Here is a 24,951-nt window from a genome sequence, read left to right on the forward strand (position 1 = left end):
GGCATTTATAACGCATCGCGCTATACCTTTTTCGGTATGGTGTTCGATCATTTTTTGCTAAATGATTTCAGAAGGTTTTATGTCACACCCTAATCAGGCATCAGCCACTGCTGCCTCCGGCACGCGCCCAGCCAGAAAAATCGCGGGCGAAAAACATGCAATGGATAAGGTATCGCCACGTGCCGCGATCGTCGCCCTGTTCATCCGACTTCATTTCTACATCGGTATTTTTGTCAGCCCGTTTATTTTCGTTGCAGCTCTGACAGGAACGTTGTACGTCCTGACACCGCAAATTGAAAACCGACTGTATTCGCACCTGCTTTTCACTGAAAGCCAAGGTACGCCGCATTCACTGGCAGAACAAATTCGAGCGGCACAGGAGGGACTCTCACACTCTCAAGATGCCAAGCTGCTTGCGATACGCCCTGCTCCCGTCACCGGAGAAACCACTCGCGTCATGTTTGCCTTGCCGGAATTGGGGCCATCGGAAAGCCGTGCTGTCTTCATTGATCCCGTTTCGCTGGAAAATCGCGGCAGTGAGACTGTATACGGCACCAGCGGTATCCTGCCATTTCGTACCTGGCTTGATTACCTGCACCGAGGACTGCTGTTAGGCGATATCGGGCGTAATTACAGCGAACTGGCAGCGTCCTGGCTGTGGGTCGCAGCATTGGGCGGAGTTGTCATCAGGTGGTCAACCCATAATATGTCGTCAGCAACCAAGCGGCAGAAATTGAAAAATAGCCAGACGACGGTAGCAAAAACGCAGCGCTTGCGTCACTGGCACGCCACGATGGGACTTAGCCTTCTACTTGGTTTGCTCTTTTTTTCCGTGACGGGATTAACCTGGTCGCAGTGGGCAGGAAGCAACATCTCTGTCGCACGTACAGCGTTAGGGTGGCAAACTCCATCGGTGAAAACCCAATTACCCGCGCCGATGTCTCACCATGACATGATGCACGGGCATGATATGGCGATGACGGCGGATGAACACGCAGAACACCATGCGTCAATGCCGATGGAGGATACCGAAACCTATTCACCTGAGTTATTTGATAAGGTGCTAACTGCCGCGCGTCACGCTGGGATTGATACCAATAAAATCGAAATTCGCCCCGCGACCAAGCCACACCGCGCCTGGACAGTCAATGAGATCGATCGTTCTTGGCCAACTCAGGTTGATGCCGTGTCGGTAAATCCAGATACATTGGAGATTGTGGACAAAACCGATTTCAACGCCTTCCCGCTCGCCGCCAAACTCACCCGCTGGGGCGTCGATGCGCACATGGGCGTGTTATTCGGTCTGCCAAACCAGCTGATTCTCGCGGCATTTGGCCTTGGGCTCTGTGCGATGATCGTGTGGGGCTATCGGATGTGGTGGATACGTCGTCCAAAATCGCGTCATGACGCGAATCCGGTCAACACACTAACAGCGGCATTGCTACGGGTTCCTGTCTTTCACCGGGTGCTCATTGCGCTCATTACACTGCTGCTGGCAGTGAGTTTGCCCGTTATGGGGATCAGCCTGCTCATCTTCCTGCTGATTGACGTTGTTCGGTGGTATATGAGCCATCCAAAGCAGGATATCGTCAAAAACTGATTGATTCATGACCATCATCGCTCGACCCAGCAATAAAAAAACCGCCCTTGTTTGCAACACAATTTGTGCAACACAATGGCGGTTTTTCAGCAATACACCGCTAGCGACAAGGGATTAGAACGTGGTCCAGTCCGCCAATTCGCCTTTAGCAGACGTTTTTTCTGCACGGTTATTTTTAGGTGCAGCCAGCGCAGGCGTTTCCGTTTTTCTATTTAACGCAGCACTTTTATAAGATGCACCAAGGTTGAATACGCTGACCGTACGCGCGAGGCTATTTGCCTGATCCTGCAAAGAGAGAGCCGCGGCAGCAGATTCTTCAACCAACGACGCATTTTGCTGGGTTGTGGTATCAATCTGCCCAACAGCCAGATTGATTTGGTTGATTCCATCACTTTGCTCACGGCTGGCCTGCGCAATTTCGCTGATAATCCCTGTTACGCCCTGCACGTTCGTCACCAGAGAATTCATCGTGACACCAGTTTCTTCTACCAGCCCCATGCCGTCCTGTACTTTCTTGAACGAGTCATCGATAAGTTCTTTGATTTCTTTTGCCGCCGTCGCGCTTCGCTGAGCCAGCGCTCGCACTTCGCTGGCGACAACAGCAAATCCTCTCCCCTGTTCACCAGCACGCGCAGCCTCAACGGCCGCATTCAGCGCCAGAATATTAGTTTGGAAAGCAATGCCATCAATCACGCCGATAATTTCCGCCATACGCTTTGACGAATCGCGGATGCCACGCATTTCCTGCGTTACCGTTTCCATCATCGCGCCGCTTTTCTTCACCGTTTCAGAAGCGCTGGCCGCAAGGTCTGTCGCCTGCGTCGTATTATCTGCGGTATTTCTTATCGTTGACGTCAATTGTTCCATCGATGACGCCGTCTCTTCCAGCGAACTGGCCTGCTCTTCTGTTCTGGCAGATAAATCCTGATTCCCTGCAGCAATTTGCGATGCGGCACTGGAGATCGTCTCTGCACCATCACGCACCTGGCTGACAATCTGTCTCAGGCTACCGTTCATATTATTTAAGGCGGACAACAGCTGGCCCGTCTCATCTGTACGGTCGGTATAGATTTCAGAGGTTAAATCGCCTTTTGCGACTTTTTCAGCAACACCTAGCGCTTCCCGTATCGGCTGGGTTACGCTGCGGGTAATCAATGAAGCAATAACCAATCCAGCCAGCGCACTGATTATAATGATCGTGGCAAGAACCATCAGCGCATTTCTATAGCTTTCCCCAACTTCTTGCGCTGAGGATGACATCTTATCATCCTGTATATCGATGAACTCATTCACTTTACTGGTGTATTTTGCTTGTGTAACACGCGTTACATTGAAATATTCTTCGGCAGCTGCATCAGTATTCCCTGCCGAGATCAGTGAAGAGAGCTTATTCGCTGACCCAAGGAAATCACGTCTGATGTCACTAATATCACGCAGTACCGCAACAGATCTATCGTCATTTACGGACTGATTTAAATACTCCATGAGTTCAGATATCTTTCCTGAACGTTCCTTATTCAATGCCAACTGTTTATTGATTTCACTTTCTGATTTAAGTAATAGCAAAAGTTGTTGATTATTGAGATAACCATTCAGCTCATCAATGAGCTTATTACTTTTGACAGTTAATGGATAGTTTTGTGAAACAATATCATCCATTTTCTCGTGAAAATCACTTAGTTTTGAAATTGCAACGCTGCCAATTATCAAAAGCATTAATACCAGAAAAGAAAACCCCGCTCCTAATCGATATCCTATACGCCAGTTGGACAAACTCATTAACATCTCCTTAATTAATTTTCTCTATCTGCATAAAAATATATAATTTAAAAATTAATATTTATTGAATAAATACAGATAGCTCCAATACTATTTTTCATAAAAAATACACATCTCTGGACAGACCATTTATATGCACTGGTGAGAAACTGCAGGTAGACATGCTCATCAAACCACATTCATCATGGCGCCGTCGAATTGGTCTAACCAGATACAGCGCGCCGTACCAGACTTCTGCACATGCTGATAGTAAAAACACGTCATCCTTTACACCTCACCTTTCGCCGCACTTTTCCGTACCATAACCTGGTTTTTACATTCTCATGGCCTATAAAACCCAAGAGAATTACCGTTACTAAAATTATGGTTTAATAGCAGCAACAGGAAATAATACAAGCCAGAACAAATTTTCCTGACGCCGAAGGCGGTATCGGCCTTTTGTAGATAATCTTTATATTTTCTAACTTATGGTATCAATATCTATTTAATCGATCATTTCCTTATAATCTATCTATTTATAAGATACATGTATTTTATAAAAGTAAATATTGCATTTAGAATGTAACAATAAAACCAAAAACAAATAATAACAATTTGTTATACATTTAAATAAATACTGCCTGGGTTTATGTGATATCGCTCGTTGGGAATATATATATGGGATTAAAAATAGCGTGGGATAGACTTCTTTCCAGAGGTTTTTACTTTTTACACGAATGTCAGGCATTGAGCAAAAAAGGCTCACCCAGCCACCTTTTCATCAAGATGCCTGGGTGATTTAATTTTATTATCTATTCTTGGAACCAATCAGCGTTCAGAATCACATTCCAGCATTACTTTTTTTTGGAAGTCGCTTTGGATTTACCTTTCAGCAATTCCCGGAGTTTCTTGAGTTCTTTCTGCGTCAATGGCGCTTCTGCACCCACTTCTTCCGTCCCCTGACTGTCCACCGATTCAGGAGACAGTTCTGAAGCTTGTTGGCTTTCATCAAAGCTTCTCAGCAGTCGGGCACTGACTTCTGCACTGAGGGATACTTCATTTTCTAGGGCAGCGGCTTTGATTTTTTCTTTCAGCTCTGGGGAAATTTTCAGGGACAGGCTAGATATCTCACTCATTTTATTACCTTTCTAATGGGGTAAAATAGTAAGCTATGACAGCTAGCCTACAATGTCCATACTGAAATAAAAATTTAATATTTCTGTCACATAAATAATTTAATTAATTTATTAGCAAAGAGATTATTATTTCGCTATTTTAATTCTCCTGTCAGATGTTATGTATTCCCATTTTTCATTATCCAGTCGTCAATCATTTTTCTTGTCACATCGTCTTTGTAACAAATTGGCGTATAGCCGCCAACTCGACTCCATGCGCTACGTTTACCACATTTGCTACCATTACGAGCTGAATTATAAGGACAAGGGCAATTACCGGAATAAGACGAAATCGATTCCTGAATAATCTTTTCTTTGATCTGCTCATCAGAAATCCGAGAACTTTTTGCCATACTAGGCGTAGAAACAGAAAGCAGGGCCACAGCACACACCATCGCAACAGCCAGCGTTGTTTTCATACCGGAGGTCTCATTTTAACCAGAGGATACTAACTGTAGTACAAAATACGCACCGCAGAATGGGACATCCCTGCTACCCATTAGGGGTTAAAAAATTGATCATAAAATATTAACAACATAAAATGCAGACGCTTCGAGGATAAAAGGAAACAACCGTGCCACATCACTCCTTCTGGGAACTCATAAAACTAACCTACATGATCGGTTTTGTCGTTTCCCTGTTCGTTACTTTCTTGTTAAGTAAAGACAAATCCCTGTTCATCCGATTTTTTGCTTCGTTAATAGTCGGTCTAACCTGGCCGTTGAGCTTTCCTGTCGTCCTGCTGTTCTCCATTTTTTGAAGCAGCACTCTCTTCCCAGACAACATGCTTTATGGCTCAATGCAGCAACGCCTATACTCGCCTTTTAGAGGAAAAGCCCCACGATGAGTAATATTCTGATCAGCGCCTGTCTTTCCGGCTTTCCCGTTCGTTATAACGGTACTGAAAAGAAATCTGTCGGCGACTATCTCATCCAGTGGCGCAAACAGGCGAGGCTGATTACGTTTTGTCCGGAATTGGCCGCAGGTTTCCCAACCCCTAGACCTTCAGCAGAGATTATTCCGGCTTCTGGTAGCAATTCGGTTATCAAGGCTGGAGCCAAAGTTGTCGAAGCCACCGGCGGCGATGTGACCGAGCGTTATATTCTGGGAGCCTGGCTAACGCTGCAAATGGCGCAACAGCATAACTGCCGCTTCGCTCTCCTTACGGAAGGAAGCCCATCCTGTGGCAGCAACATCATATACAGCGGGCGATTTGATGGTTCACAAACGGCAGGCAATGGTGTTACCGCAGAGTTGCTGCGTCACCACGGTATCGAAGTGTTTTCCGATCGCGATATCGAGCGGTTGATCGAACGCGTTGAATATTGCGATCGCCATGCTAACGCATAGCGTCGCTGCTGCCCGTCACAACACCCAAACGCAGCAGCGTTATAAAAACTAACGGACAACGAGGACTGACATTTTCGCATGGCGAACGATAGCAGCAGCATTTGAGCCAAGCAGATAGGTTTTCACATCCGGTCGGCGTGAACCGATGACGATCAAATCTGCATTAATCTCCTCCGCCAGCGATAGCACCTCATCTCTTGCCGATCCGAAGCTGACGCTGCATGACAAACGCGATACAGGAAGATCGATTGTTTTCATCAGTGATTTAAGCTTGTCATTCGCTTTCACCACTGCTTCATTCTCAAACTCTTTGATACCAAAAGAATAAGCAGATAAAAATGCCGATGCATCAGGAAGGGAATGAAAGAGGTGTATTGCAGCACCCGACATTTTGGCCAACCTGACTGCATGCGTAAGCGCGTGTTTGGTGAGTTCATCTTCTTCTATATCTACTGGCACCAGAATGCTCGTGTACATAATCACCTCTCCCCAGCGTAGATAACTGATTACCTGTCAGTATGTAAGAAGCGTAGTCTGCTCGTCGTCAGTAGAATATGATCCCGTTCACTTTTACGTATGTTGCCCGCAATTTTTAACCAGATAGACGCATAACCGGGCACCATTAACTCATCAATTTACGTTTAAAGCGAGCGGGTATAAATGCGTGACGACTCACCCCAAGGGTGATAACCCATCCCAGTTAAGTGGAACCCATAGCGTTCATAAAAATCGAGCAGTTCAGTGCATAAGTGCAGCTGAGAAAAACCAGCGCGGTGGGTTTGCTGAACAACGTATTCGATCAACTGCCCCGCATAACCCTTGCCACGATGACTCTCTTCAACATAAAGCGCACACAGCCACGGGTAAAGATCCATACGGCTGATGAAATCATTGGTAATTAATCCTGCACCACCAATGATATCCCCCTCTTTTTCCATCAAATACCAATCAGGCAATGGATTTTCAGCATCAATGCAGTGGCTGATACAATCTTCATAAAGAATCAATGTTTCATCCGACGCCCAGTGGCGTTGGAAATAGTGGATCGCCCGGTCTTTGTATTCGGGGCGATTTCTGACAGAAATAATATTCAGCATGGGGCTAGCGGCTCGCATTCCATGAAGCAACAATGTTTTCCGTTGTTTCTACCGTAATCGTGTTACCCGGAATAATAAAATCCCGCCACACATTATTGTAATGCGTGATTAGTTGCTCTGCTTTCAACTCACCGCGATTAGCCGTCGTGTGTGCATCAGAAGCAATCGTCAACGCATAACCACGGCTAGCCGCATTTTTAATGGTTGCATCAACGCAATAATCCGTCGCACATCCGCAAATCGTCAGGTGATTAACACCCAAATCAGCCAACACATCGGCCAACGACGTACGATAAAACGCATCGCACGCTGTTTTTGTTATCGACATACTGCCCTCTGGCTGGTGCAGCTCAGGTAATAACTGCCATCCCTCGCCGCCTGACAGCATTCCATCCCCTTCGTGCTGAATAAAAATCGTCCGATCTGCTGCACCTGAAAGCTGGTTTATCAATGCGACGGTCTGCGTTTGTCGCGCTCTTGGCATTGCAAACACTGCATTCTGCATATCAATGGCTATCAAAACCTGCATCTTTTTTTCCTTATTTTGGCGCTTAACATCATCATCACGAAGGCAACAGCTTGCTATCACTCACCCCAGCCATTCGGCTGCTGCTAAATCATGTCCACTATACCATGAGGATAAAAATTGATTTCCCCGGAGCGCAGCAAATCAATATCAAACCAACGGGTCACGATCGGAACGCCGTTTGTCTCTATACCATGGATGATATCTTGCTGATAAAGCAACTCATCTTGAAAGCGAGCTTCATAGACAAAGACAATTTCATGCCCTGGCTTGCCATTGCAGGAAAAGATATTCTCTGAAACGCCCAACAGCGAAAAGTCACTGGTCGCTGCGCTAATTTCTTCCTGAACTTCCCTCTCCGCCGCCGCCTGCGACGATTCACCAAACTCGATGCCACCACCGAGAGGCAAAACATAGTGCTCATCTTTTATGGGGTCATACCCTTCAGCTAACAGAATCTTGCCATCGTTTCGGAAAAGACAAACTGCTTTTGCTCTGATCTTTTGCATGCCGACGCTCCAGGTAAACTACGGTGCCATTCTCAATAAACAGGTTTTGATAAAAAGACATTTTTTGATAAACGGCACGTGCTACAGAAAAATGTCATCTCCTAGTACAGATCAAAATCCTATCGACTTAATCAAAATGCATTAATAGTCTTTATGTCCAGTTAATCTATTTCCCGGCCTCTTTTCATCTCGTCATGTTTAACTTATTGAAGTTATACACCTCGCATAATTATTTCAGACATAATATTTGTGGGAAAAGATAAATTCATATTTATCCACCTGACCATTGATCGCCGTCATCCTTTCACGCTCGGGCGAGCCGCTGAGTAACGCAGTGTTTATTTATCTTATCGACTGGTTTTATGCGTATGATCGACTAAAGTTAACTAACCATTTCTTCATGTCTGGCGGACCGCGGATTCCTACTGTCTGGCAGGGTGTGTATTGACCATGTCAGAAAGCGCGAAAGGGAGAAGATGCAATGTATTCAGAGGTACCTCAAAACGAGCGCCCGATATCTAATGTCCTCGGCATTGATTCCCACATCAGTGACATGGAAATGCTCGGCAACATTGTGGAAGAAATCATCCAATCCGGCCATTCCGTCAGCAACAAGGCCATCATCGCTAAATTAATTCACAAAATTGAAACAGAAGCCAACACCGCTTTTCAGGAAAAATATCGAACCCTGCTGGATTTGATAGTTTATAAAACTCAGGATGATTTCCTGATTTAATATCCCGTAAATATATTCAACCATCACCTCGGTAAGATATGTATATCTGCTGGATATTTTTTATTTAACTAACGGTACCGTCGATAATGAATAGACCGGTACGGAGGAGTCAAAATACCTTCACTTCTATATTTTGGTTATCCATTATGAATGGATATATTCAAAATCAGGTATGATATATATTTATTTTTTGCTAATCGTTAGCATTCATTTCCGAATGAATAAGTGATGAAAGACTCCCGCACGACACTCGCACAGATTTAAACAACTTAGTACATTCTGACCCAAACAGAAATAAAAACACCACAATGCAAAACGCGATGTCGGATTCGACAGCGGAAACGAAAACGGGCTAGCCTAAGCTAACCCGTTGAATTTTTTTGGCGGAGGAGTAGAGATTCGAACTCTAGAACACTTTCGCGTCGCCGGTTTTCAAGACCGGTGCCTTCAACCACTCGGCCACTCCTCCGCAATGACGCGAACTATAAACAGTGTGTAGGATCTTGTAAAGCATCACAGCGCTCAATTGCCTGAAAAACAACCTAATGAAACGTAATTGAACGCAAAATCGTCATGCGATGCATGAAATAGAGCAATTTATCCCCACCCTCATACGAATTGCAGGACAAAACACGAACGCTAACACGGAGTATGACGAATTTGCAGAGTAAAGAAGGGTAAAACATCTTTAATAACGTTCTGCAACTATTTATTCTTTGACGTTGGATAATAGCACCCTGAAGAGAGAGTCGCTGATATGGATCGTATTGTTGTTTCCTCTACCCGTGAAAGTTCACTACTCAGCACTCACAAAGTGCTGCGTAATACCTATTTCCTGCTGTCGCTGACGCTGGGTTTTTCTGCCATTACTGCAACGGCAAGTACTGTACTTAACCTGCCCGCCCCTGGCTTAATTCTGATGCTAGTTGGGTTTTATGGTCTGATGTTCCTGACGCATAAACTGGCGAACAGCCCTGCTGGTATTTTGGCGACATTCGCACTGACTGGGTTTATGGGTTATACGCTAGGCCCAATTTTAAGCTCACTGATTTCTTCCGGTGCAGGCGACATTGTCATGTTGGCGTTGGGCGGTACGGCACTGGTGTTCTTCTGCTGTTCAGCCTATGTATTAACGACACGTAAGGATATGTCCTTCTTGTCTGGCATGATGATGGCAGGATTCGTTGTACTGATTGTTGCCGTCATTGCCAATCTGTTCCTACAGATCCCAGCCTTGCATCTGGCTATCAGCACCCTGTTTATTCTATTTTCTGCGGGTGCCATCCTGTGGGAAACCAGTAACATCATTCACGGTGGCGAAACCAACTACATCCGGGCGACGGTTAGCCTGTATGTCGCGATATACAATATCTTCGTTAGCCTGTTGAGCATTCTGGGCATCATGCGTAACGACTAAAGCGCGTTTATCGCAACACCGAAAGCCCCATTTGGGGCTTTTTTTTTGGTTCACGCTAATACGCGATGAACCTTTTTTATTCCGGCACAGACAGCAAAATTTGTTAAACTGTGGGCTGAGATATCGCAGGCGGAGAGAAAATGTTGGAGTTTGAAGGGCGAACGATCGCCACAGACGCGCAGGGTTACCTGATGGACAGTACAGCATGGAGTGAAGCGTTGGCTCCCGTGTTGGCTGAACAGGAAGGCATCGCGTTGACAGAACCGCATTGGGAAGTCGTCCGGTTTGTGCGAAACTTTTATCAGGAGTTCAACACCTCACCCGCTATACGCATGTTGGTTAAAGCGATGGCACAGAAGTACGGTGAAGAGAAAGGAAATAGCCGCTACTTGTATAAACTTTTTCCCAAAGGCCCAGCAAAGCAGGCAACCAAAATAGCTGGCTTACCCAAACCAGTGAAGTGCATCTAACTTCCCCAGTATCAATAGCGGATCGTAAAACCTTTATAGTCCGTCTTGCCATGTGGCTCAATAAGCACCTTATCAACTCTGGCGCTTCGTGGGCCACCTTGCTTCAGCCACTCAATCAACATCTCTACCGCATGAGGCTCTCCGCTTGCCACGACTTCTACACTGCCATCATCACAATTGCGCGCATACCCACTGAGCTCCAGTTGCGCAGCCTGACGTTGCGTGCTGTAACGAAAGCCCACGCCCTGAACCACACCGTAGACATAAGCCGCTGTCGCTACCTTGTCCATATTTCCCCCTTCTCGGCCCAAGCAGCCAAACAACATTTCATTAGCCGGACTGTATCTTCTAAAAATTTACACCATACTGTTAATAATGTGTTCAGCCAGCGTTCAACGAGCACATACGTCATCTCTTAAAAAACCTCTGTACGCCAAAAGACGTTATCGGATGCGGTTGTCCTTCCTCTACAAAATCCGCAGCGAGTAGAAAGTGTAATCAATTTCCAGGGGGTTATATGATCATCAGTAAATTTGGTCTCGGACAACAGATTCGTCATAAACTCCTGGGGTTTCCAGGGGTCATTATCGATATCGATCCCGAATACTCATTAGAAACGCCCACCTGGGAAGAAATCAGCGGCAATGACACGCCGCGCTCCGAACCGTGGTACCACGTTGTGATGGAAGATAACGAAGGCCAACCAATGCATACCTATCTGGCGGAGGCACATCTGATGAAGGAAGAGCTTTCTGAGCACGACCACCCTTCACTAAACGAATTGGCCGAAGTCATTCAACGCCGCGCACCACAGTTGCGCCACTAACATCCACCAACAGTAGATACGGGTCACCACAGTCAGGCATTGGCGATGTTGTGATATTCAGCATCGCCCAGCGCCTACGACCTATTTATCCAAACCCAGCCGTGGGATTTCAATTTTCGGGCAACGGTCCATCACGACTTTCAGCACGGCATCGTGAGCCAAAATCGCCGCCTGTTCATTAATAACGCCGATCTGCAACCACAGTACGGAAGCACCGATGGCGATGGCCTCTTTGGCGACCTCATAAGCCGCTTCCGGCTGACGAAACACATCGACCATATCAACGGATTTAGGAATATCCGCTAAGCTGGCATACGCTTTTTGGCCCAAGAGTGTCTGCCCGGCCAGATTGGGGCTAACGGGGATAACGTCGTAGCCCTGCTCAAGTAAATACGCCATGACGCCATAACTCGGACGAGATAACTTATCGCTGGCCCCCACCAATGCAATGGTTTTTACCGTTTTCAGCACAGATTCAATATCACCGTCATTCATGCTCTTCAGCCTCTCTTACGTGATTTATTAGAGTGTATCGCACATTCCAAGAATAGCGGAAAATGGCGCAAGGACCCCACAGCCTGATGTCGCACGGAACGAAAAATGCCATAACAGCCTGTTTCAAATTGAAACCTTTGACACATTCAGACAATTCCTCAACAATACTCAAATTACGTGCTATCTGGGAAAATTATGAAATTCGGCTTCATCACTGTCTGCCTTTTTATTGCGGGTTTAAGCACCTCAGCAATTGCGGCAACAACGTTGAAATTAGATCAGAAGATCGATCTCCTGATGGTTGACGGGCAAAGAATGTCAGGCTCGTTGCTGAAAGGTGCCGATAGCCTCGAACTTGGCAGTGGGCAACACCAGATTCTGTTTAAAGTTGTCGATAACGTCGATGCCCAAACTGGCGCGCCATCGACTTATTTCCCTTCGACATTTATTGCGACATTTAACACAGAAAAAGTGGCCTCAGTGTCATTTAAATTGCCGCCACTGCAAACCCTTCAGGATCGCCAAAACTTTACTGCCCTCCCCCAATATCAATTGCTTGATGAAAAAAATCAGGTTATCCCCGCACGTACCGATGCGCTTGTCATTGCTGATAATGAATTGCTCGATATAGAGCGAAAAATGTCGGAATACAACGCCGCGGCGAAAGGTGCTTCAGTTGCAGGTTTTGCTAGCGCACTGAATGAATCTGTAACCTGGTGATTTTACGCGCAGTCACATCAGATTTTTGATACCCGTTCGCCTTTTCCCGCTTTTATCGCTTTGCACTGAAACAGCGTTTCCGTAATCTGTCCTTACCCTAGCGTCAGCTTTACTACACCAGATTGAAGGACGTAACCATGGAGTTCACCACCCGTACCATCCCCGCGCAAAAACATATTGCGCTGGTAGCCCACGACCACTGCAAACAATCTTTGCTGGATTGGGTTGGTACTAATAAACAACAGCTCACAGAGCACACGCTTTACGCCACCGGGACCACCGGAAACCTGATTCAGTCAAATACGGGCCTGCCCGTAAAAAGTATGCTGAGTGGGCCGATGGGGGGCGACCAACAGGTCGGCGCACTCATCTCCGAAGGGAAAATCGATTTGATGATCTTCTTTTGGGATCCACTTAACGCCGTGCCACACGATCCCGATGTAAAGGCGCTGCTGAGACTCGCGACAGTTTGGAACATTCCTGTTGCTACCAACCGTGCAACGGCGGATTTCCTGATCAACTCTGCGCTATTTAAAGAACCGGTTCAGATAGCCATCCCTGATTATCAGCGCTACCTGCAAGACCGACTGAAATAATATCAGTACATCAAAATGGACCAGCGGCGTGCGATACATCCGACGCTGGTCTCTGCGGTTAAACGGCTTTGTTCCGCTTTAGCTATCCTGGCTTACGCTGTGTCGGGACGCCTAAACGATGAAGATGTTCAACAAACACCGACGGGTTTGTCACGTCCTGTAGCAACCAGACGCGATGTTTCGCCCTCGTCAACGCCACATACAATAAGCGACGTTCTTCTGCATCGGGGAAATCCTCAGGTTCAGGTAACAGCACCGCTTCAATCACAGACTCTCGTGCCGGAGCCGGGAAGCCATCTTTCCCCTCGTGCATACCCACAATAATGACGTATTCCGCCTGCTGCCCTTTACTGGCATGCACTGTCATGAAATCAATCTGCAAATTCGGCCATTTGGTTGCTGCCTTTTCTAAAATCGCTGGGCGCAAATGGTGATAACGGGCAAGCACGAGAATGCGCTCATCATCCTTAACAAAGCCGCTCAGTTTATCCAGAAGTGGCTCAAGCTGATCCTGTGGAAGAATGGTTACCGCTTTTTTATCCCCTTTGCTCAGGCTATTCAGCGGTTTCTTTAACTGGTACGGATTCTGTTGTATGAACGTGTTAGCAATTTCACCAATACGCTCATTAAAGCGATAAGTTGTATCCAACGCGCACTGCTCACCTACGCCAAAATGCTGTTCAAACGCCGTCGTCAACGCCAGCTCAGCGCCGCTAAAACGGTAAATTGCCTGCCAGTCATCTCCCACGGCAAAAAGGCAGGTACGGCTATTTTGTCGACGCAGTGCCGCTAACAAACTTGCACGCTGTGGCGAGATATCCTGAAATTCATCCACTAGAATATGTTTCCAGGGACTCACAAAACGCCCTTTATCCAGCAAATTCACCGCCTGATGGATAAGGCCGGAGAAGTCGACCGCGTTTTCGTCTTTAAGCGCTTTTTTCCAAGCTTTTAACAACGGGGCCATCAGGCGAATACGTTGCTGAAACTCCGTCTGAATGGATTCTGGTGCTTGTTCAACCATTTCACTTTGGCTGCCACCGTGCATACGCATCAACCCTAACCAGCGCTCAAGTCGCCCTGCCAGCCGACTCGCCAGCTTCGGATCGTTCCAGAAATCACCTTCTGGCACATCCCACTCCAGCTCTTCAGTTAACCAGCGTCGCCATCCGTTAGCCTGCGTTTTTTTCTCAGCACATTGCTGTTGCCAGTGAGAAATCAGCAGTTCGCGACGCTGTTTTGCATCACTTTCTAGCTGGCTTATCATCGGAGCTTTACGACTAGCCTGCTGAATGATGTGCAATGCTAAAGCATGAAACGTCTTAGCCTGAATTTCATCCGTGTGGAGCCGCTCATGGATGCGCTCATTCATCTCTTCGGCTGCTTTACGACCAAATGCCAGCAGCAAAATCTGATCGGGCGTGGCCTCTTGTCGATGCATTAACCACGCTGCTCGGGCCACCAGCACGGAGGTTTTCCCACTGCCTGCACCCGCCAGCACCAGTACACCCTCTTCACCATTAATCACGGCTTTACTCTGCGACATGTTTAATGGCGAACTCTCTACCGTTTCAAAGAAAGGCTGCTCTGCCGCCAGCGTGCGATCCATCCATGCCTGATTCGCCGCAGTGCGCATTTCGTCGCCCTGCTCAAGCCAGCGTAAGCAGTGCTGGTAATTATCACAGCAGTTATCGAAGGTTTCTAATCGGGAAACCGGCAGAGGCAGCGCCGCTAGCGAATCACGGATAGCACTCTGCAATGTTGACAGAGCCTGACGGTTACACCATTTATCCTGCTGCGTCAGTGTTTGAATACTGTCCGTCTGACGCTGTAAAACCTCAGCGCTGATCAGACTCATCTCCTCGCTCCAGTCAAGCCAGGATTTGAGAAGATGGCGGTAAAAAGCCTGCGTTTCCTGCCACTCCGTGCCATGCAAACGCACCACTTTTCCAGCCGGCAATTCAAACTCCAGCTCACCCCACACCAGCCCTCTTTTGCAGTGAATACTCAGCAACTGATTAAAGGGGATCAGGTATTCATGCTTATCGCCACTCACTTCGACACCGGCATTCAGTAACCGCACCCGATTGTAAGGATGCTGGGCCAGATGTTTACCTAACGAGGTAGATTTCAGTTCCATGATGTTCGCGCCATGACTATGTGAGAGGATATTCGTCTATTGTTTGTCGTTTCTCTGTTACCTAGTTTACCCGTTATCGGACTTCACGCTCTAGCCTTAAAAACAGGTTAGGATATCCTGATGCTTAGTGTGATAATTCTTTTACCATCAGCGAGTTTGGTTATCTTATCTGGTTACCTTACAAATAAAGGAGAGACTATGCGTACTGTGTTAAACATCCTTAATTTCGTACTGGGTGGTTTTTTCACCACGTTAGCCTGGCTTCTGGCGACAGTTGTCAGCGTGCTGCTGATTTTTACCTTACCGTTAACACGTTCATGCTGGGAAATCACCAAGCTGTCGCTCTTGCCTTATGGCAATGAAGCCATTCATGTTGACGAGCTACGCCCGGAGGAAAAGAGCACTATTCTCAGCGCAGGCGGTTCCCTGCTGAATATCTTCTGGTTCATTTTCTTTGGCTGGTGGCTTTGTCTGTCGCACATCATTACCGGCATCGCTCAGTGCATTACGATCATTGGCATTCCTGTTGGCATCGCTAACTTTAAAATTGCTGCCATCGCGCTGTGGCCAGTAGGCCGCCGCGTGGTTTCTGTCGAACTGGCGCAGGCTGCGCGGGAAAATAATGCTCGCCGCCACTACCGCTAACGGCATCTAAGGACATTACGTTGCTTACCTTTGCCCCAGGAATTCGTCGCTATGTGTATAACAGCAGTTGGCTGTATACCATCCGTATTCTCATTGCACTCAGTGGTGCGACAGCCGTTCCCTGGTGGTTAGGTCAACCAACATCAACCATTCCGGTCACACTTGGCGTCGTCGCGGCCGCTCTCACCGACCTCGACGATCGTCTCACTGGGCGTTTGCGTAATTTATTCATTACGCTGGCCTGTTTTTTTGTCGCTTCCGTTTCGATCGAACTGCTTTTTCCCTATCCCTGGCTGTTCGGCCTTGGTCTGGCGGTGTCGACCTGTGGTTTTATTCTGCTCGGCGCATTGGGGCAGCGCTATGCGACTATTGCATTCGGCGCACTGCTGATCGCAATTTATACCATGCTAGGAATATCCCTTTACGACAACTGGTATCAGCAACCCATCATGCTGCTGATCGGGGCATTGTGGTACAATTTGCTTACGCTGTTCGGCCATCTGATATTCCCCATCCGCCCGTTACAGGACAACCTCGCGCAGTGCTATCAGCAGTTGGCTCGCTACTTAGATGCAAAAGCCAATCTGTTCGATCCCGATATTGAAGAAGAAACCGACAAACCCTTAATTGACGTCGCGATGGCAAATAGCCAACTGGTTGCGACGCTCAATCAGACTAAATCATCGTTGTTAACGCGTCTGCGTGGCGATCGCGGCCAGCGCGGGACGCGCCAAACGCTGCATTACTATTTTGTTGCTCAGGATATTCACGAACGCGCCAGTTCATCGCATGTTTACTATCCGCAATTGCGTGAAAAGCTGCGCTATAGCGACGTCTTATTTCGCTTTCAGCGCCTGCTGAGCATGCAGGCCAAATCCTGTCAGCAACTGTCACAATCCATCCTGCTGCACCAAAAATATCAGCATGACAGCCGTATTGAACGGGCTTTTGTGCATCTCGAATCTGCTATTGCGCGTATCGCTGCCAACAAAATGGCAGATGCCGCGCAAACCAAGGCGCTCACTTATCTATTGAACAACCTGCGCGCCATTGATGCTCAGTTGGCGACTATCGAATCCGAACAGGCCATTGAGCAAGAAAACAACCCCGAAAACACATTAGCAGATGACAAAATCACAGGTTGGAGCGATATCCGCTTACGCATTAGCCGCCACCTGACACCTCAGTCTGCGCTGTTTCGCCATGCCATCCGCATGTCCGTGCTGCTCTGTAGCGGCTACGCGTTGATTCAGGTAACGGGCTTGCAACACGGTTACTGGATTCTGCTGACCAGCTTGTTCGTTTGTCAGCCCAACTATAACGCGACTCGGCGGCGGCTCACGTTGAGGATTATCGGGACATTAACCGGTATTTTGCTCGGCCTGCCCATCCTGTACTTCGTCCCTTCGCTGGAAGGACAGCTAACGCTGATAGTCATTAGCGGTGTACTGTTTTTTGCCTTTCGCAACGTGCAATACGCGCATGCGACCATGTTCATTACGCTGCTTGTTCTGCTCTGTTTCAATCTGTTGGGCGAAGGTTTTGAAGTCGCGGTGCCACGTATTATTGATACCTTGTTGGGGTGTGCCATCGCGTGGGCGGCGGTGAGCTTTATCTGGCCAGACTGGCGTTTTCGCGGTCTGCCAACCGTTATCAATAAAACATTGAATGCCAACTGCCGTTATCTTGATGCGATCATGGTTCAATATCATCAGGGGAAAGATAATAGCTTGCCTTATCGCATTGCCCGCCGCGATGCACATAACTGCGATGCAGAACTGGCATCTGTTGTGTCAAATATGTCTTCTGAACCCCATGCCACCAAGAATAAGCTGGACAGCGCATTCCGCTTCATGTGCCTGAACCATACGTTGTTAAGTTATATCTCAACGCTCGGCGCACACCGTGGAAAAATCACTTCATCGGAAACGCTGCAATTGCTGGATGATGCTGTATGCCATGTTGATGACGCGCTACACGGCAGCGAAGAGAAAAATGGGCGTATCAATCAGGGATTGAAAACCATTACCGCCAGCATTCAATCCCTTTCACCTGAATCAGACAGTAAAGAGTCATTAATTATTCAGCAAATCGGTCTGCTCATCGGCCTCTTACCCGAACTCGTACAGCTAAAAAATGACATGACTGCACAGTAACAATATGACGCATTTCTTAGTGCTTTGGCCCTTTGGAGACCGCATTGTTTTTATACCATTCCAACAGTTCGTTGCGGATGCCGTGTGGGAGTGCCGCCTGATGCGTGCCACAAATGGCACCAGCAAGCGCCAATAGCACGTTAACACTCAGATTAGCCCGAACTTTTCGCAACTCAAGATAGCTGTATTTCGCACCATAATGCTGTAATTCATCGACATTCTTTATCCCCGCTTTCCACAGCAGGCGCTCAATATCATGGTTAAGATTCGGAAGGTCCTTCAATCTCCCGTTCGTACTTCTGACGGTTTTATCATACTGCGCGCCCATCAGCGCCATACGGGCAAAATGCAGTAGTTGCACAGATTCTTGCCATAATGCTTCATCGACAAGGAAGTAGTTCAGCGGGACCGGCATACCGCGTTTGGTATAAATCAGATTAGGCATATCGCGCTGCTGAAAATATTCTTCATCTTTTTTACTCGCGCGAAGATAAAGTTCCCCTTCCGACACCAGTCCAAAAATCATTTTATTTGCTGCGATGCTGTAGCCACCAAATTGGGAACGCGAAGTAATGTCCCCCAAAGATGAAAAAGACTGCTGGGATTGCAAAATCCTTTTTTTGCATAATTGCTTCATTGCTATAATCCTTAGTATTGAAATGATCTCTTCTTGAACAATTAAAATATTTGTAGCAGGAACAAATAATTAAACACAGCCCCGAGGTGGCTTCAAACATAAAATGTGTTTACTGTCTCTTGCATAAGGAATATGCGAAGCGCTTTCAAAAAAATCAGGTTGATTTTCACGCACACAGCAGATACTGTATGTTCATACAGTATCACTATGGGTAGGACTCATTATGAGTACGCAATCAGTCAGCTCTCACAACATCGAGTCATCATCTTTCTCTGCAAATCAACACGCAGCAGAACCCTCGGTTGCCACGGGCGGAATTATCAGCGAAATCGTGTACAACGCCGATCAGCCCATAGTCACACACCTGTTATTACCGCTCTTACAACAGTTGGGCACACAGTCTCGTTGGCTGCTGTGGCTTTCACCTCAGCAAAGATTGAGCCGCCCATGGGTACAGCAATCTGGGTTACCGCTGGATAAAATGGTGCAACTTCACCACATCAATCCTCTGTTTACGGTTGATGCCATGGAGAGAGCCTTGTTGACAGGGAATTACAGCGCCGTTTTGTGCTGGTTACCGCACGAATTGACGGAAGAAGAGAAGGTTCGGTTACGGCACGCCGCACAGGCAGGAAATACGTACGGCTTTATTATGCGGCCAGAAAGTGCTGGCGATGACGCCTATAGACTGTTTCCTAGCCTTAAAATTCATTCGACATTGTATCATTAAGTAAATTAAGAATTTTCTCAGCCCACTCAGGCTATATGTCTTGGCGATCGCCGCAGAGCGGTATTCTGCGGGATTTTTGGATATATTTAATACAGCCAAAAGACGTAAGTTCTGTCAAAAGCCTCTACTCTTTGTTAGCAAGTATGTATGAATCGTGCGATTTTCTTATGACACAAATCACATCATACTTGTAACTTTCTCATCAGGTTGTAGACTTTAACTCGCTGGAGTTGCTCTTTTATAACGTCAGTTGACTGACAGTGAGTCATAAATAAGGGCAAAGTTCTCCAACCCAAGGATTTTAACCAAAGGTTTATTAGCCCTCCAGGTTAATTGCCGATTTGGATGATAATGAGGCGTAAAATGAAAAAAACAGCTATCGCAGTTGCAGTGGCACTGGCAAGCTTCGCGACCATCGCGCAAGCAGCTCCTAAAGACAATACCTGGTACACCGGTGGTAAACTGGGTGTGTCTCAATTCCACGATACTGGTTTCTATGGTAATGGTTACACCGGTGTCAACAACAACCCGATCAAAAGTAAGTTAGGTGCTGGTGCGTTTGTTGGTTATCAAGCCAACCCGTACTTGGGCTTTGAGCTGGGCTACGACTGGCTGGGCCGCATGAAATATGCAGGCTCAACTGCATCAAACGATGACAGCGCTAGCTTCAAGGCACAGGGCATCCAACTGGCAGCTAAATTGAGCTACCCAGTTATGCCAGATCTGGACGTTTATACTCGTCTGGGTGGTATGGTATGGCGCGCTGACAGCCATGCGGCCACATCTGTAAACACGGGTACAAGAGCTGACATCAACAACGACGACACTGGCGTTTCCCCGCTGGCTGCAATCGGTGTTGAATACGCTATCGACAAAAACTGGGCTACCCGCGTTGACTACCAATGGGTAAGCAACATTGGTGATGCTGGTACCGTTGGTGCCCGTCCAGACAACCTGCTGATGAGCGTTGGCTTGTCTTACCGTTTCGGTCAGGATGATCGCGTAGCACCTGTTGCTGCTCCAGCTCCGACTCCAGCCCCAGCTCCAGTTGTTGAAACCAAGCGTTTCACCCTGAAATCTGACGTGCTGTTCAACTTCAACAAAGCAACGCTGAAACCAGAAGGCCAGCAATCACTGGATCAGCTGTACACTCAGCTGAGCTCTCTGGATCCGAAAGACGGTTCCGTTGTTGTTCTGGGCTTCACTGACCGTTTAGGTTCAGAGCAATACAACCAAGCTCTGTCTGAAAAACGTGCACAGAGCGTAGTTGATTACCTGGTTTCTAAGGGTATCCCTGCGAACAAAGTCTCTGCTCGTGGCTTGGGTAAATCTCAACCAGTTACTGGTTCTACCTGTGACAACGTGAAACCTCGTGCTGCGCTGATCGACTGCCTGGCACCGGATCGTCGCGTAGAGATCGAAGTTAAAGGCATCAAAGACGTTGTAACTCAGCCTCAGGCTTAAGTTATTAACGAAAAAAAACCTCGCTTCGGCGAGGTTTTTTTATACTTTTTTATCAGTAGATATATGACAAAAACTGATTACTTTTCGTCTTTATTCAGAATGGCTTTAAGATCCTGCTTAAGCAGCGACATCTGGCTGGCATATTTTTCTTTATGCTCAGCGTCTTCAATTAGCTGCACAATCGTTTCTGACAAGGTAGACCCACGTCTCTGAGAGAGAGCCGCAAGGCGCTGCCAGACCAGATATTCCAGATCGATCGATTTCTTGCGTGTATGCTGGTGCTCCGCGTTGAAATGACGCTTACGCCGCGCGCGAATCGTTTGCTTCATTCGATTTTCTAAGGTGGGATTCATACATTGCGCAATCCACTCCAGCACTTTAACTGGCTGGTTTTCCATTTTAAGCAATGCCTGTACGGCGTCATCCGCAGCACTTTGCTCCAGAAAACGCGTAATCTCCTCTCCCTCCCGATGCTTCTTAACGAGGTATTTCCATTTCCATCCGCACTCAAGATTTTCTAGTTGTTGATATTTCATATTAAATTCTTCAGTGACCGCGTAACGTTACTTTCAGCATAACAGTTTTCCCTGATTTTGACCGCTTTCTGGCGGCTTTCCGAGAGCTTTTAAGACGATTAGCCAAACACGGATTGAGCTTCAACGTGTGAAAGATGACGGAGAGATGACTCTCCTTATGCGCAGTCCGCATTATTCTTGTATAATCACGCTTTTCCTTTAGACGATTACATTGATACTTTGACCAGTAACCGACTCTCATGGCAGCATTTACTGCCAAATAATACGCCTTATCAAACGCTATTCACTCAGGCAGCTCAGCTTGCTCCTGCTGAATTCTCCGCTATTCAGTCGCGTCTGGCAGACAGTCTGACGCTCTTTTGCCACCCTCGTTCTCCATCCCGCTTTATGCTGTTGAAAGCGCAAGAGAACGATGAATATATGGCATTGATCGCCCGTGCGCTGAACGCCATCAGGCCAGACTCCGGGGCGATACATGGCAGTAAATATATCATTGAGGGTCGTCATATCCGGGTCGAACCCGCCACTCAGCCTGCGGATAATTTTGCCGCACAGCAATCCTGTGGCTATCAGGAATGGATTGAGCCCGAACAACTCTTCGGCTGTGTACGCAATTTTCACGATGAAATCACCCTGCATCCAGGACTGATTCATCAGGTTAATGGCGGCACGTTGATCCTGTCTGCCAGAGCATTGCTAGCTCAGCCGTTGATGTGGCTGCGTCTGAAGCAGATTATGGCAGAGGGACTCTATCGTTGGCACTCGCCAGACGAGCGCAAACCACTTCCTGTTGATGTGCCACCGATGCCGCTTGATATTCGCCTGATTATTCTCGGTGACCGAGAAAGTCTGGCAGATATCCATGATATGGAGCCGGAATTAGGCGAACACGCGATTTATGGTGAGTTCGAAGCGCAATTGCAGTTGATTGAAACAGATGACATGGCGCGCTGGTGTACCTACATCAATGCACTATGCAGCGAGAATCAACTGCCGCTGCTAGATGTGGATGCCTGGCCGGCATTAGTCAACATCGCGGTACGCTACAGCGGCGATCAGGGCAATTTACCATTATGCCCGCGTTGGTTAATCAGCCAATTAAAATATGCATCTCTGTACGCCAGAGATGGTCAGATTACCGAGCAGGCGCTGATTGACGCGATTGCCGCTCGCCAATGGCGTGAAGGCTATCTTCATGAGCGCATGCAGGATGAAATAGAACTAGGCCAGATTCTGATCGAAACAGAAGGCGAAGTCGTCGGTCAGGTTAATGGACTTTCCGTGCTGGAATTCCCAGGCTACCCTGTTGCCTTCGGTGAGCCGACACGCATCAGCTGCGTAGTTCACGCTGGCGACGGTGAATTTACTGACGTCGAGCGCAAAGCCGAGCTTGCTGGCAATTTACACGCTAAAGGCATGATGATCATGCAGGCGTTTCTGATTACCGAACTGGAACTTGATCAACAACTTCCTTTCTCGGCCTCCATGGTCTTCGAGCAATCGTACAGCGAAGTTGATGGTGACAGCGCTTCACTGGCAGAGTTGTGCGCACTGGTCAGTGCCCTCTCCTTGCGACCAATCAATCAGCAGTTCGCCGTTACCGGTTCCGTCGATCAATTTGGTCGTGTCCAGCCAATTGGCGGCGTGAATGAGAAAATCGAAGGCTTCTTTGAGGTCTGCCAGCGTCGTGGGCTGACAGGTACCCAGGGCGTGATTTTACCTGCGACTAACTTGCGCCATCTCTGTTTACAGGAAGATGTCGTTGAGGCAGTACGCGAAGGGAAATTCCATTTGTTCCCGGTAGAGACCGCGTCGGAAGCTGTGTCATTACTCACCAATTTCGCTTACGACGATGAGCAGCAGCCAAACCTGCTAGCGGAGATTCGCGAGCGAATTGGACAATTTGCACCGCAAGAGCGTAGACGTTTCCCTTGGTTTTTCCGTTAAACCAACTGGTTCAACCAGACGCAACAGACTTGCCCAGCGTACAGGTGTACGCTAATCTGCGTGCTTCATTAAAACAAGGCTTACAGAGACCATGGTAGATAAACGCGAATCCTATACAAAAGAAGACCTCCTTGCCTCCAGTCGTGGTGAACTGTTCGGCCCGCAAGGCCCTCAGTTACCCGCCCCTAACATGCTAATGATGGACCGCGTCGTTAAAATGACAGAAGACGGCGGTAAGTACGGCAAAGGCTTTGTGGAAGCCGAATTGGATATCACGCCTGACCAGTGGTTCTTCGGTTGCCATTTCATCGGCGATCCAGTGATGCCAGGCTGCCTTGGTCTGGATGCTATGTGGCAGCTAGTCGGCTTCTATCTGGGCTGGCTGGGTGGCGAAGGCAAAGGTCGTGCACTTGGCGTGGGTGAAGTCAAATTCTCCGGACAAGTTCTGCCAACAGCTAAAAAAGTGACTTACCGCATTCACTTCAAACGCGTAATCAATCGCCGTTTAGTAATGGGTATTGCTGATGGTGAAGTGCTGGTTGATGGCCAACACATCTATGCTGCTGATGAACTGAAAGTCGGTCTGTTCAAAGACGCGAGCTCTTTCTAAGTGCCAGATGATAACGCGGGCCAATAATTTTTCGCCCGCGTTATCCCTTCCATTTATCCGATTGTATCCAACCGCAGCCCTAAACCACTCGACTTATCATGATGGGCTTTTAAGTTCATTGGTGATCGACTGCCGCACGTCTTGCGGTATCTTCAATTCCGTCGCTAACGCATCCAGATAGCTTTTCTCCATGAAGTGATCGACATCAATGACCGCGCAGCTCAGGAAGTAGACCTCAAGCGCTTCTTCCTCATTCTTCACGTCTTTCGCCAGCAAAACCGGGTCAAGCGGTTGTTCTATCGCTTCCTGCACCCAGCGATGCGCATCGCTTCCCAATTGCAGCTGCTGAATATTGTCATCAATGCGCTGTTTCTCGGTCGCATCAATATGGCCGTCACTCTTGGCAGCAAAAACCAGCGCCTGAATCAGACGTCGAGCGCGAATATTATCGGCCGAGGATTGGGTACCAAACTGAGGATCATCCTGATGTGTGTCGCGAACACGTTTCTTATACTGATTCCACAACACCACACCCGCCGCCGCACTGCCCCCAATGATCAGGGCATTTTTACCCAATGAGCCCATAATTTTCCGTGCGGACTTATTCGACAACAACACACCCGCCAAACCGCCCAACGCCGCAGGTTTCAGCATATCGCCCAAATTGCCGTTTTTACCGCCTTGATGATGAGACCCCGGCTTGCTACCGGCACCTAATAAACCCTGAATTTGTTGCAGCCAATTATTCATTTTCATTCCTCAAGGAAAAGTGACATCACTGATGGTGTTGTCACCCATAGTAATGGTGCGG

At 47.7% G+C, this 24,951-nt stretch carries 28 protein-coding genes and 1 tRNA gene; 15 read left to right on the forward strand and 14 right to left on the reverse strand.

The features are described 5' to 3' along the window. Window positions 1-79 precede the first annotated feature (79 nt). A complete protein-coding gene (locus GZ59_RS13605) occupies window positions 80-1,600 on the forward strand; it encodes a PepSY-associated TM helix domain-containing protein (protein WP_039295110.1) in 1,521 nt (506 codons plus the stop codon). A 114-nt stretch (window positions 1,601-1,714) separates the two neighbouring features. Here the strand turns inward: GZ59_RS13605 and GZ59_RS13610 are convergent, their stop codons facing one another. The 3 genes from GZ59_RS13610 to GZ59_RS13620 all read right to left on the reverse strand — a co-directional run bounded on the left by GZ59_RS13610 (window position 1,715) and on the right by GZ59_RS13620 (window position 4,952). After that, a complete protein-coding gene (locus GZ59_RS13610) occupies window positions 1,715-3,379 on the reverse strand; it encodes a methyl-accepting chemotaxis protein (protein WP_039292467.1) in 1,665 nt (554 codons plus the stop codon). An 833-nt stretch (window positions 3,380-4,212) separates the two neighbouring features. Continuing rightward, window positions 4,213-4,494: a hypothetical protein gene (locus tag GZ59_RS13615; RefSeq protein WP_011093349.1), complete on the reverse strand. Its 282-nt coding sequence runs from the start codon at window positions 4,492-4,494 to the stop codon at window positions 4,213-4,215. A gap of 158 nt (window positions 4,495-4,652) precedes the next feature. After that, window positions 4,653-4,952 carry a hypothetical protein gene (locus tag GZ59_RS13620; RefSeq protein ID WP_011093348.1) on the reverse strand — a complete coding sequence of 100 codons (300 nt, stop codon included), beginning with the start codon at window positions 4,950-4,952 and terminating at the stop codon, window positions 4,653-4,655. Window positions 4,953-5,107: 155 nt separating this feature from the next. On the opposite strand from GZ59_RS13620, the gene GZ59_RS23015 reads away from it, so the two are divergent. Both GZ59_RS23015 and GZ59_RS13625 read left to right on the forward strand, forming a co-directional pair. Continuing rightward, window positions 5,108-5,293: a GhoT/OrtT family toxin gene (locus tag GZ59_RS23015; RefSeq protein WP_011093347.1), complete on the forward strand. Its 186-nt coding sequence runs from the start codon at window positions 5,108-5,110 to the stop codon at window positions 5,291-5,293. Window positions 5,294-5,376: 83 nt separating this feature from the next. Next, window positions 5,377-5,883 (forward strand): 2-thiouracil desulfurase family protein, encoded by a 507-nt coding sequence (locus tag GZ59_RS13625; protein WP_011093346.1) that lies wholly within the window; start codon window positions 5,377-5,379, stop codon window positions 5,881-5,883. Window positions 5,884-5,931: 48 nt separating this feature from the next. Here the strand turns inward: GZ59_RS13625 and GZ59_RS13630 are convergent, their stop codons facing one another. From GZ59_RS13630 to GZ59_RS13645, 4 genes are all read right to left on the reverse strand, one after another. Continuing rightward, on the reverse strand, window positions 5,932-6,360 hold the full coding sequence (locus GZ59_RS13630) for a universal stress protein (protein WP_011093345.1): 429 nt from the start codon (window positions 6,358-6,360) through the stop codon (window positions 5,932-5,934). A 164-nt stretch (window positions 6,361-6,524) separates the two neighbouring features. Beyond that, window positions 6,525-6,980 (reverse strand): GNAT family N-acetyltransferase, encoded by a 456-nt coding sequence (locus GZ59_RS13635; RefSeq protein WP_011093344.1) that lies wholly within the window; start codon window positions 6,978-6,980, stop codon window positions 6,525-6,527. 4 nt (window positions 6,981-6,984) lie between these two features. Further along, window positions 6,985-7,509, reverse strand: a complete 525-nt coding sequence (locus GZ59_RS13640; RefSeq protein ID WP_039292478.1) for an isochorismatase family protein — start codon at window positions 7,507-7,509, stop codon at window positions 6,985-6,987. An 83-nt stretch (window positions 7,510-7,592) separates the two neighbouring features. Beyond that, window positions 7,593-8,015 carry an NUDIX hydrolase gene (locus GZ59_RS13645; protein WP_011093342.1) on the reverse strand — a complete coding sequence of 141 codons (423 nt, stop codon included), beginning with the start codon at window positions 8,013-8,015 and terminating at the stop codon, window positions 7,593-7,595. A 481-nt stretch (window positions 8,016-8,496) separates the two neighbouring features. On the opposite strand from GZ59_RS13645, the gene GZ59_RS13650 reads away from it, so the two are divergent. Continuing rightward, entirely contained in the window at window positions 8,497-8,751 is a 255-nt protein-coding gene (locus GZ59_RS13650; RefSeq protein ID WP_011093340.1) for a biofilm/acid-resistance regulator YmgB/AriR, read from the forward strand. Between the two features lie 381 nt (window positions 8,752-9,132). Here GZ59_RS13650 and GZ59_RS13655 read toward each other — a convergent pair. Beyond that, window positions 9,133-9,220, reverse strand: a tRNA-Ser gene (locus tag GZ59_RS13655). Between the two features lie 288 nt (window positions 9,221-9,508). On the opposite strand from GZ59_RS13655, the gene yccA reads away from it, so the two are divergent. After that, on the forward strand, window positions 9,509-10,168 hold the full coding sequence (yccA, locus tag GZ59_RS13660) for an FtsH protease modulator YccA (RefSeq protein WP_011093339.1): 660 nt from the start codon (window positions 9,509-9,511) through the stop codon (window positions 10,166-10,168). A gap of 140 nt (window positions 10,169-10,308) precedes the next feature. After that, window positions 10,309-10,638: a sulfurtransferase TusE gene (tusE, locus tag GZ59_RS13665; protein WP_011093338.1), complete on the forward strand. Its 330-nt coding sequence runs from the start codon at window positions 10,309-10,311 to the stop codon at window positions 10,636-10,638. Window positions 10,639-10,649: 11 nt separating this feature from the next. Here tusE and yccX read toward each other — a convergent pair whose 3' ends face one another. Then, window positions 10,650-10,928 carry an acylphosphatase gene (gene yccX / locus GZ59_RS13670; RefSeq protein WP_011093337.1) on the reverse strand — a complete coding sequence of 93 codons (279 nt, stop codon included), beginning with the start codon at window positions 10,926-10,928 and terminating at the stop codon, window positions 10,650-10,652. A gap of 227 nt (window positions 10,929-11,155) precedes the next feature. On the opposite strand from yccX, the gene hspQ reads away from it, so the two are divergent. Beyond that, entirely contained in the window at window positions 11,156-11,464 is a 309-nt protein-coding gene (gene hspQ, locus GZ59_RS13675; protein WP_011093336.1) for a heat shock protein HspQ, read from the forward strand. Between the two features lie 81 nt (window positions 11,465-11,545). Here hspQ and GZ59_RS13680 read toward each other — a convergent pair whose 3' ends face one another. Then, complete coding sequence (locus GZ59_RS13680; protein ID WP_039292486.1) at window positions 11,546-11,959, reverse strand: CoA-binding protein; 414 nt, start codon at window positions 11,957-11,959, stop codon at window positions 11,546-11,548. A gap of 195 nt (window positions 11,960-12,154) precedes the next feature. Here GZ59_RS13680 and GZ59_RS13685 point away from each other — a divergent pair, with 195 nt between their 5' ends. Together GZ59_RS13685 and GZ59_RS13690 are read left to right on the forward strand one after the other, a co-directional pair. After that, a complete protein-coding gene (locus tag GZ59_RS13685) occupies window positions 12,155-12,679 on the forward strand; it encodes a DUF2057 family protein (RefSeq protein ID WP_011093334.1) in 525 nt (174 codons plus the stop codon). 137 nt (window positions 12,680-12,816) lie between these two features. Next, a complete protein-coding gene (locus tag GZ59_RS13690) occupies window positions 12,817-13,275 on the forward strand; it encodes a methylglyoxal synthase (protein ID WP_011093333.1) in 459 nt (152 codons plus the stop codon). An 82-nt stretch (window positions 13,276-13,357) separates the two neighbouring features. Here the strand turns inward: GZ59_RS13690 and helD are convergent, their stop codons facing one another. Continuing rightward, window positions 13,358-15,415: a DNA helicase IV gene (gene helD / locus GZ59_RS13695; protein ID WP_011093332.1), complete on the reverse strand. Its 2,058-nt coding sequence runs from the start codon at window positions 15,413-15,415 to the stop codon at window positions 13,358-13,360. Between the two features lie 198 nt (window positions 15,416-15,613). On the opposite strand from helD, the gene GZ59_RS13700 reads away from it, so the two are divergent. Together GZ59_RS13700 and yccS are read left to right on the forward strand one after the other, a co-directional pair. Beyond that, the gene (locus GZ59_RS13700; RefSeq protein WP_011093331.1) at window positions 15,614-16,060 is read left to right on the forward strand and encodes a YccF domain-containing protein; all 447 of its coding nucleotides are present in this window, start codon (window positions 15,614-15,616) and stop codon (window positions 16,058-16,060) included. A gap of 20 nt (window positions 16,061-16,080) precedes the next feature. Then, a complete protein-coding gene (gene yccS, locus GZ59_RS13705) occupies window positions 16,081-18,216 on the forward strand; it encodes a YccS family putative transporter (protein WP_011093330.1) in 2,136 nt (711 codons plus the stop codon). 16 nt (window positions 18,217-18,232) lie between these two features. On the opposite strand, the gene GZ59_RS13710 is transcribed toward yccS, so the two are convergent. Continuing rightward, window positions 18,233-18,853: a TfoX/Sxy family DNA transformation protein gene (locus GZ59_RS13710; RefSeq protein WP_011093329.1), complete on the reverse strand. Its 621-nt coding sequence runs from the start codon at window positions 18,851-18,853 to the stop codon at window positions 18,233-18,235. Window positions 18,854-19,076: 223 nt separating this feature from the next. Between GZ59_RS13710 and sulA the strand changes: the two genes are divergently transcribed. Both sulA and ompA read left to right on the forward strand, forming a co-directional pair. Next, window positions 19,077-19,583 (forward strand): SOS-induced cell division inhibitor SulA, encoded by a 507-nt coding sequence (sulA, locus tag GZ59_RS13715; RefSeq protein ID WP_011093328.1) that lies wholly within the window; start codon window positions 19,077-19,079, stop codon window positions 19,581-19,583. Between the two features lie 363 nt (window positions 19,584-19,946). Further along, window positions 19,947-21,047 (forward strand): porin OmpA, encoded by a 1,101-nt coding sequence (gene ompA, locus GZ59_RS13720; protein WP_011093327.1) that lies wholly within the window; start codon window positions 19,947-19,949, stop codon window positions 21,045-21,047. A gap of 77 nt (window positions 21,048-21,124) precedes the next feature. Here ompA and matP read toward each other — a convergent pair whose 3' ends face one another. After that, window positions 21,125-21,583: a macrodomain Ter protein MatP gene (gene matP, locus GZ59_RS13725; RefSeq protein ID WP_011093326.1), complete on the reverse strand. Its 459-nt coding sequence runs from the start codon at window positions 21,581-21,583 to the stop codon at window positions 21,125-21,127. 177 nt (window positions 21,584-21,760) lie between these two features. On the opposite strand from matP, the gene GZ59_RS13730 reads away from it, so the two are divergent. Both GZ59_RS13730 and fabA read left to right on the forward strand, forming a co-directional pair. Next, a complete protein-coding gene (locus GZ59_RS13730) occupies window positions 21,761-23,530 on the forward strand; it encodes an AAA family ATPase (RefSeq protein ID WP_039292505.1) in 1,770 nt (589 codons plus the stop codon). A gap of 91 nt (window positions 23,531-23,621) precedes the next feature. Further along, entirely contained in the window at window positions 23,622-24,140 is a 519-nt protein-coding gene (gene fabA / locus GZ59_RS13735; protein WP_011093324.1) for a bifunctional 3-hydroxydecanoyl-ACP dehydratase/trans-2-decenoyl-ACP isomerase, read from the forward strand. Window positions 24,141-24,236: 96 nt separating this feature from the next. On the opposite strand, the gene GZ59_RS13740 is transcribed toward fabA, so the two are convergent. After that, window positions 24,237-24,890, reverse strand: coding sequence for a tellurite resistance TerB family protein (locus GZ59_RS13740; protein ID WP_011093323.1), 654 nt, complete (start codon window positions 24,888-24,890; stop codon window positions 24,237-24,239). Between the last annotated feature and the right edge of the window lie 61 nt (window positions 24,891-24,951).

It is taken from the genome of Pectobacterium atrosepticum (assembly GCF_000740965.1).
Taxonomy (GTDB): domain Bacteria; phylum Pseudomonadota; class Gammaproteobacteria; order Enterobacterales; family Enterobacteriaceae; genus Pectobacterium; species Pectobacterium atrosepticum.

Excerpts from the sequence above, each read along its gene's own strand:
- GZ59_RS13605 (WP_039295110.1), top strand. The coding sequence starts at position 80 with ATGTCACACCCTAATCAGGCATCAGCCACTGCTGCCTCCGGCACGCGC.
- GZ59_RS13610 (WP_039292467.1), bottom strand. The coding sequence starts at position 3,379 with ATGAGTTTGTCCAACTGGCGTATAGGATATCGATTAGGAGCGGGGTTT.
- GZ59_RS13615 (WP_011093349.1), bottom strand. The coding sequence starts at position 4,494 with ATGAGTGAGATATCTAGCCTGTCCCTGAAAATTTCCCCAGAGCTGAAA.
- GZ59_RS13620 (WP_011093348.1), bottom strand. The coding sequence starts at position 4,952 with ATGAAAACAACGCTGGCTGTTGCGATGGTGTGTGCTGTGGCCCTGCTT.
- GZ59_RS13625 (WP_011093346.1), top strand. The coding sequence starts at position 5,377 with ATGAGTAATATTCTGATCAGCGCCTGTCTTTCCGGCTTTCCCGTTCGT.
- GZ59_RS13630 (WP_011093345.1), bottom strand. The coding sequence starts at position 6,360 with ATGTACACGAGCATTCTGGTGCCAGTAGATATAGAAGAAGATGAACTC.
- GZ59_RS13635 (WP_011093344.1), bottom strand. The coding sequence starts at position 6,980 with ATGCTGAATATTATTTCTGTCAGAAATCGCCCCGAATACAAAGACCGG.
- GZ59_RS13640 (WP_039292478.1), bottom strand. The coding sequence starts at position 7,509 with ATGCAGGTTTTGATAGCCATTGATATGCAGAATGCAGTGTTTGCAATG.
- GZ59_RS13645 (WP_011093342.1), bottom strand. The coding sequence starts at position 8,015 with ATGCAAAAGATCAGAGCAAAAGCAGTTTGTCTTTTCCGAAACGATGGC.
- GZ59_RS13650 (WP_011093340.1), top strand. The coding sequence starts at position 8,497 with ATGTATTCAGAGGTACCTCAAAACGAGCGCCCGATATCTAATGTCCTC.
- yccA (WP_011093339.1), top strand. The coding sequence starts at position 9,509 with ATGGATCGTATTGTTGTTTCCTCTACCCGTGAAAGTTCACTACTCAGC.
- tusE (WP_011093338.1), top strand. The coding sequence starts at position 10,309 with ATGTTGGAGTTTGAAGGGCGAACGATCGCCACAGACGCGCAGGGTTAC.
- yccX (WP_011093337.1), bottom strand. The coding sequence starts at position 10,928 with ATGGACAAGGTAGCGACAGCGGCTTATGTCTACGGTGTGGTTCAGGGC.
- hspQ (WP_011093336.1), top strand. The coding sequence starts at position 11,156 with ATGATCATCAGTAAATTTGGTCTCGGACAACAGATTCGTCATAAACTC.
- GZ59_RS13680 (WP_039292486.1), bottom strand. The coding sequence starts at position 11,959 with ATGAATGACGGTGATATTGAATCTGTGCTGAAAACGGTAAAAACCATT.
- GZ59_RS13685 (WP_011093334.1), top strand. The coding sequence starts at position 12,155 with ATGAAATTCGGCTTCATCACTGTCTGCCTTTTTATTGCGGGTTTAAGC.
- GZ59_RS13690 (WP_011093333.1), top strand. The coding sequence starts at position 12,817 with ATGGAGTTCACCACCCGTACCATCCCCGCGCAAAAACATATTGCGCTG.
- helD (WP_011093332.1), bottom strand. The coding sequence starts at position 15,415 with ATGGAACTGAAATCTACCTCGTTAGGTAAACATCTGGCCCAGCATCCT.
- GZ59_RS13700 (WP_011093331.1), top strand. The coding sequence starts at position 15,614 with ATGCGTACTGTGTTAAACATCCTTAATTTCGTACTGGGTGGTTTTTTC.
- GZ59_RS13710 (WP_011093329.1), bottom strand. The coding sequence starts at position 18,853 with ATGAAGCAATTATGCAAAAAAAGGATTTTGCAATCCCAGCAGTCTTTT.
- sulA (WP_011093328.1), top strand. The coding sequence starts at position 19,077 with ATGAGTACGCAATCAGTCAGCTCTCACAACATCGAGTCATCATCTTTC.
- ompA (WP_011093327.1), top strand. The coding sequence starts at position 19,947 with ATGAAAAAAACAGCTATCGCAGTTGCAGTGGCACTGGCAAGCTTCGCG.
- matP (WP_011093326.1), bottom strand. The coding sequence starts at position 21,583 with ATGAAATATCAACAACTAGAAAATCTTGAGTGCGGATGGAAATGGAAA.
- fabA (WP_011093324.1), top strand. The coding sequence starts at position 23,622 with ATGGTAGATAAACGCGAATCCTATACAAAAGAAGACCTCCTTGCCTCC.
- GZ59_RS13740 (WP_011093323.1), bottom strand. The coding sequence starts at position 24,890 with ATGAATAATTGGCTGCAACAAATTCAGGGTTTATTAGGTGCCGGTAGC.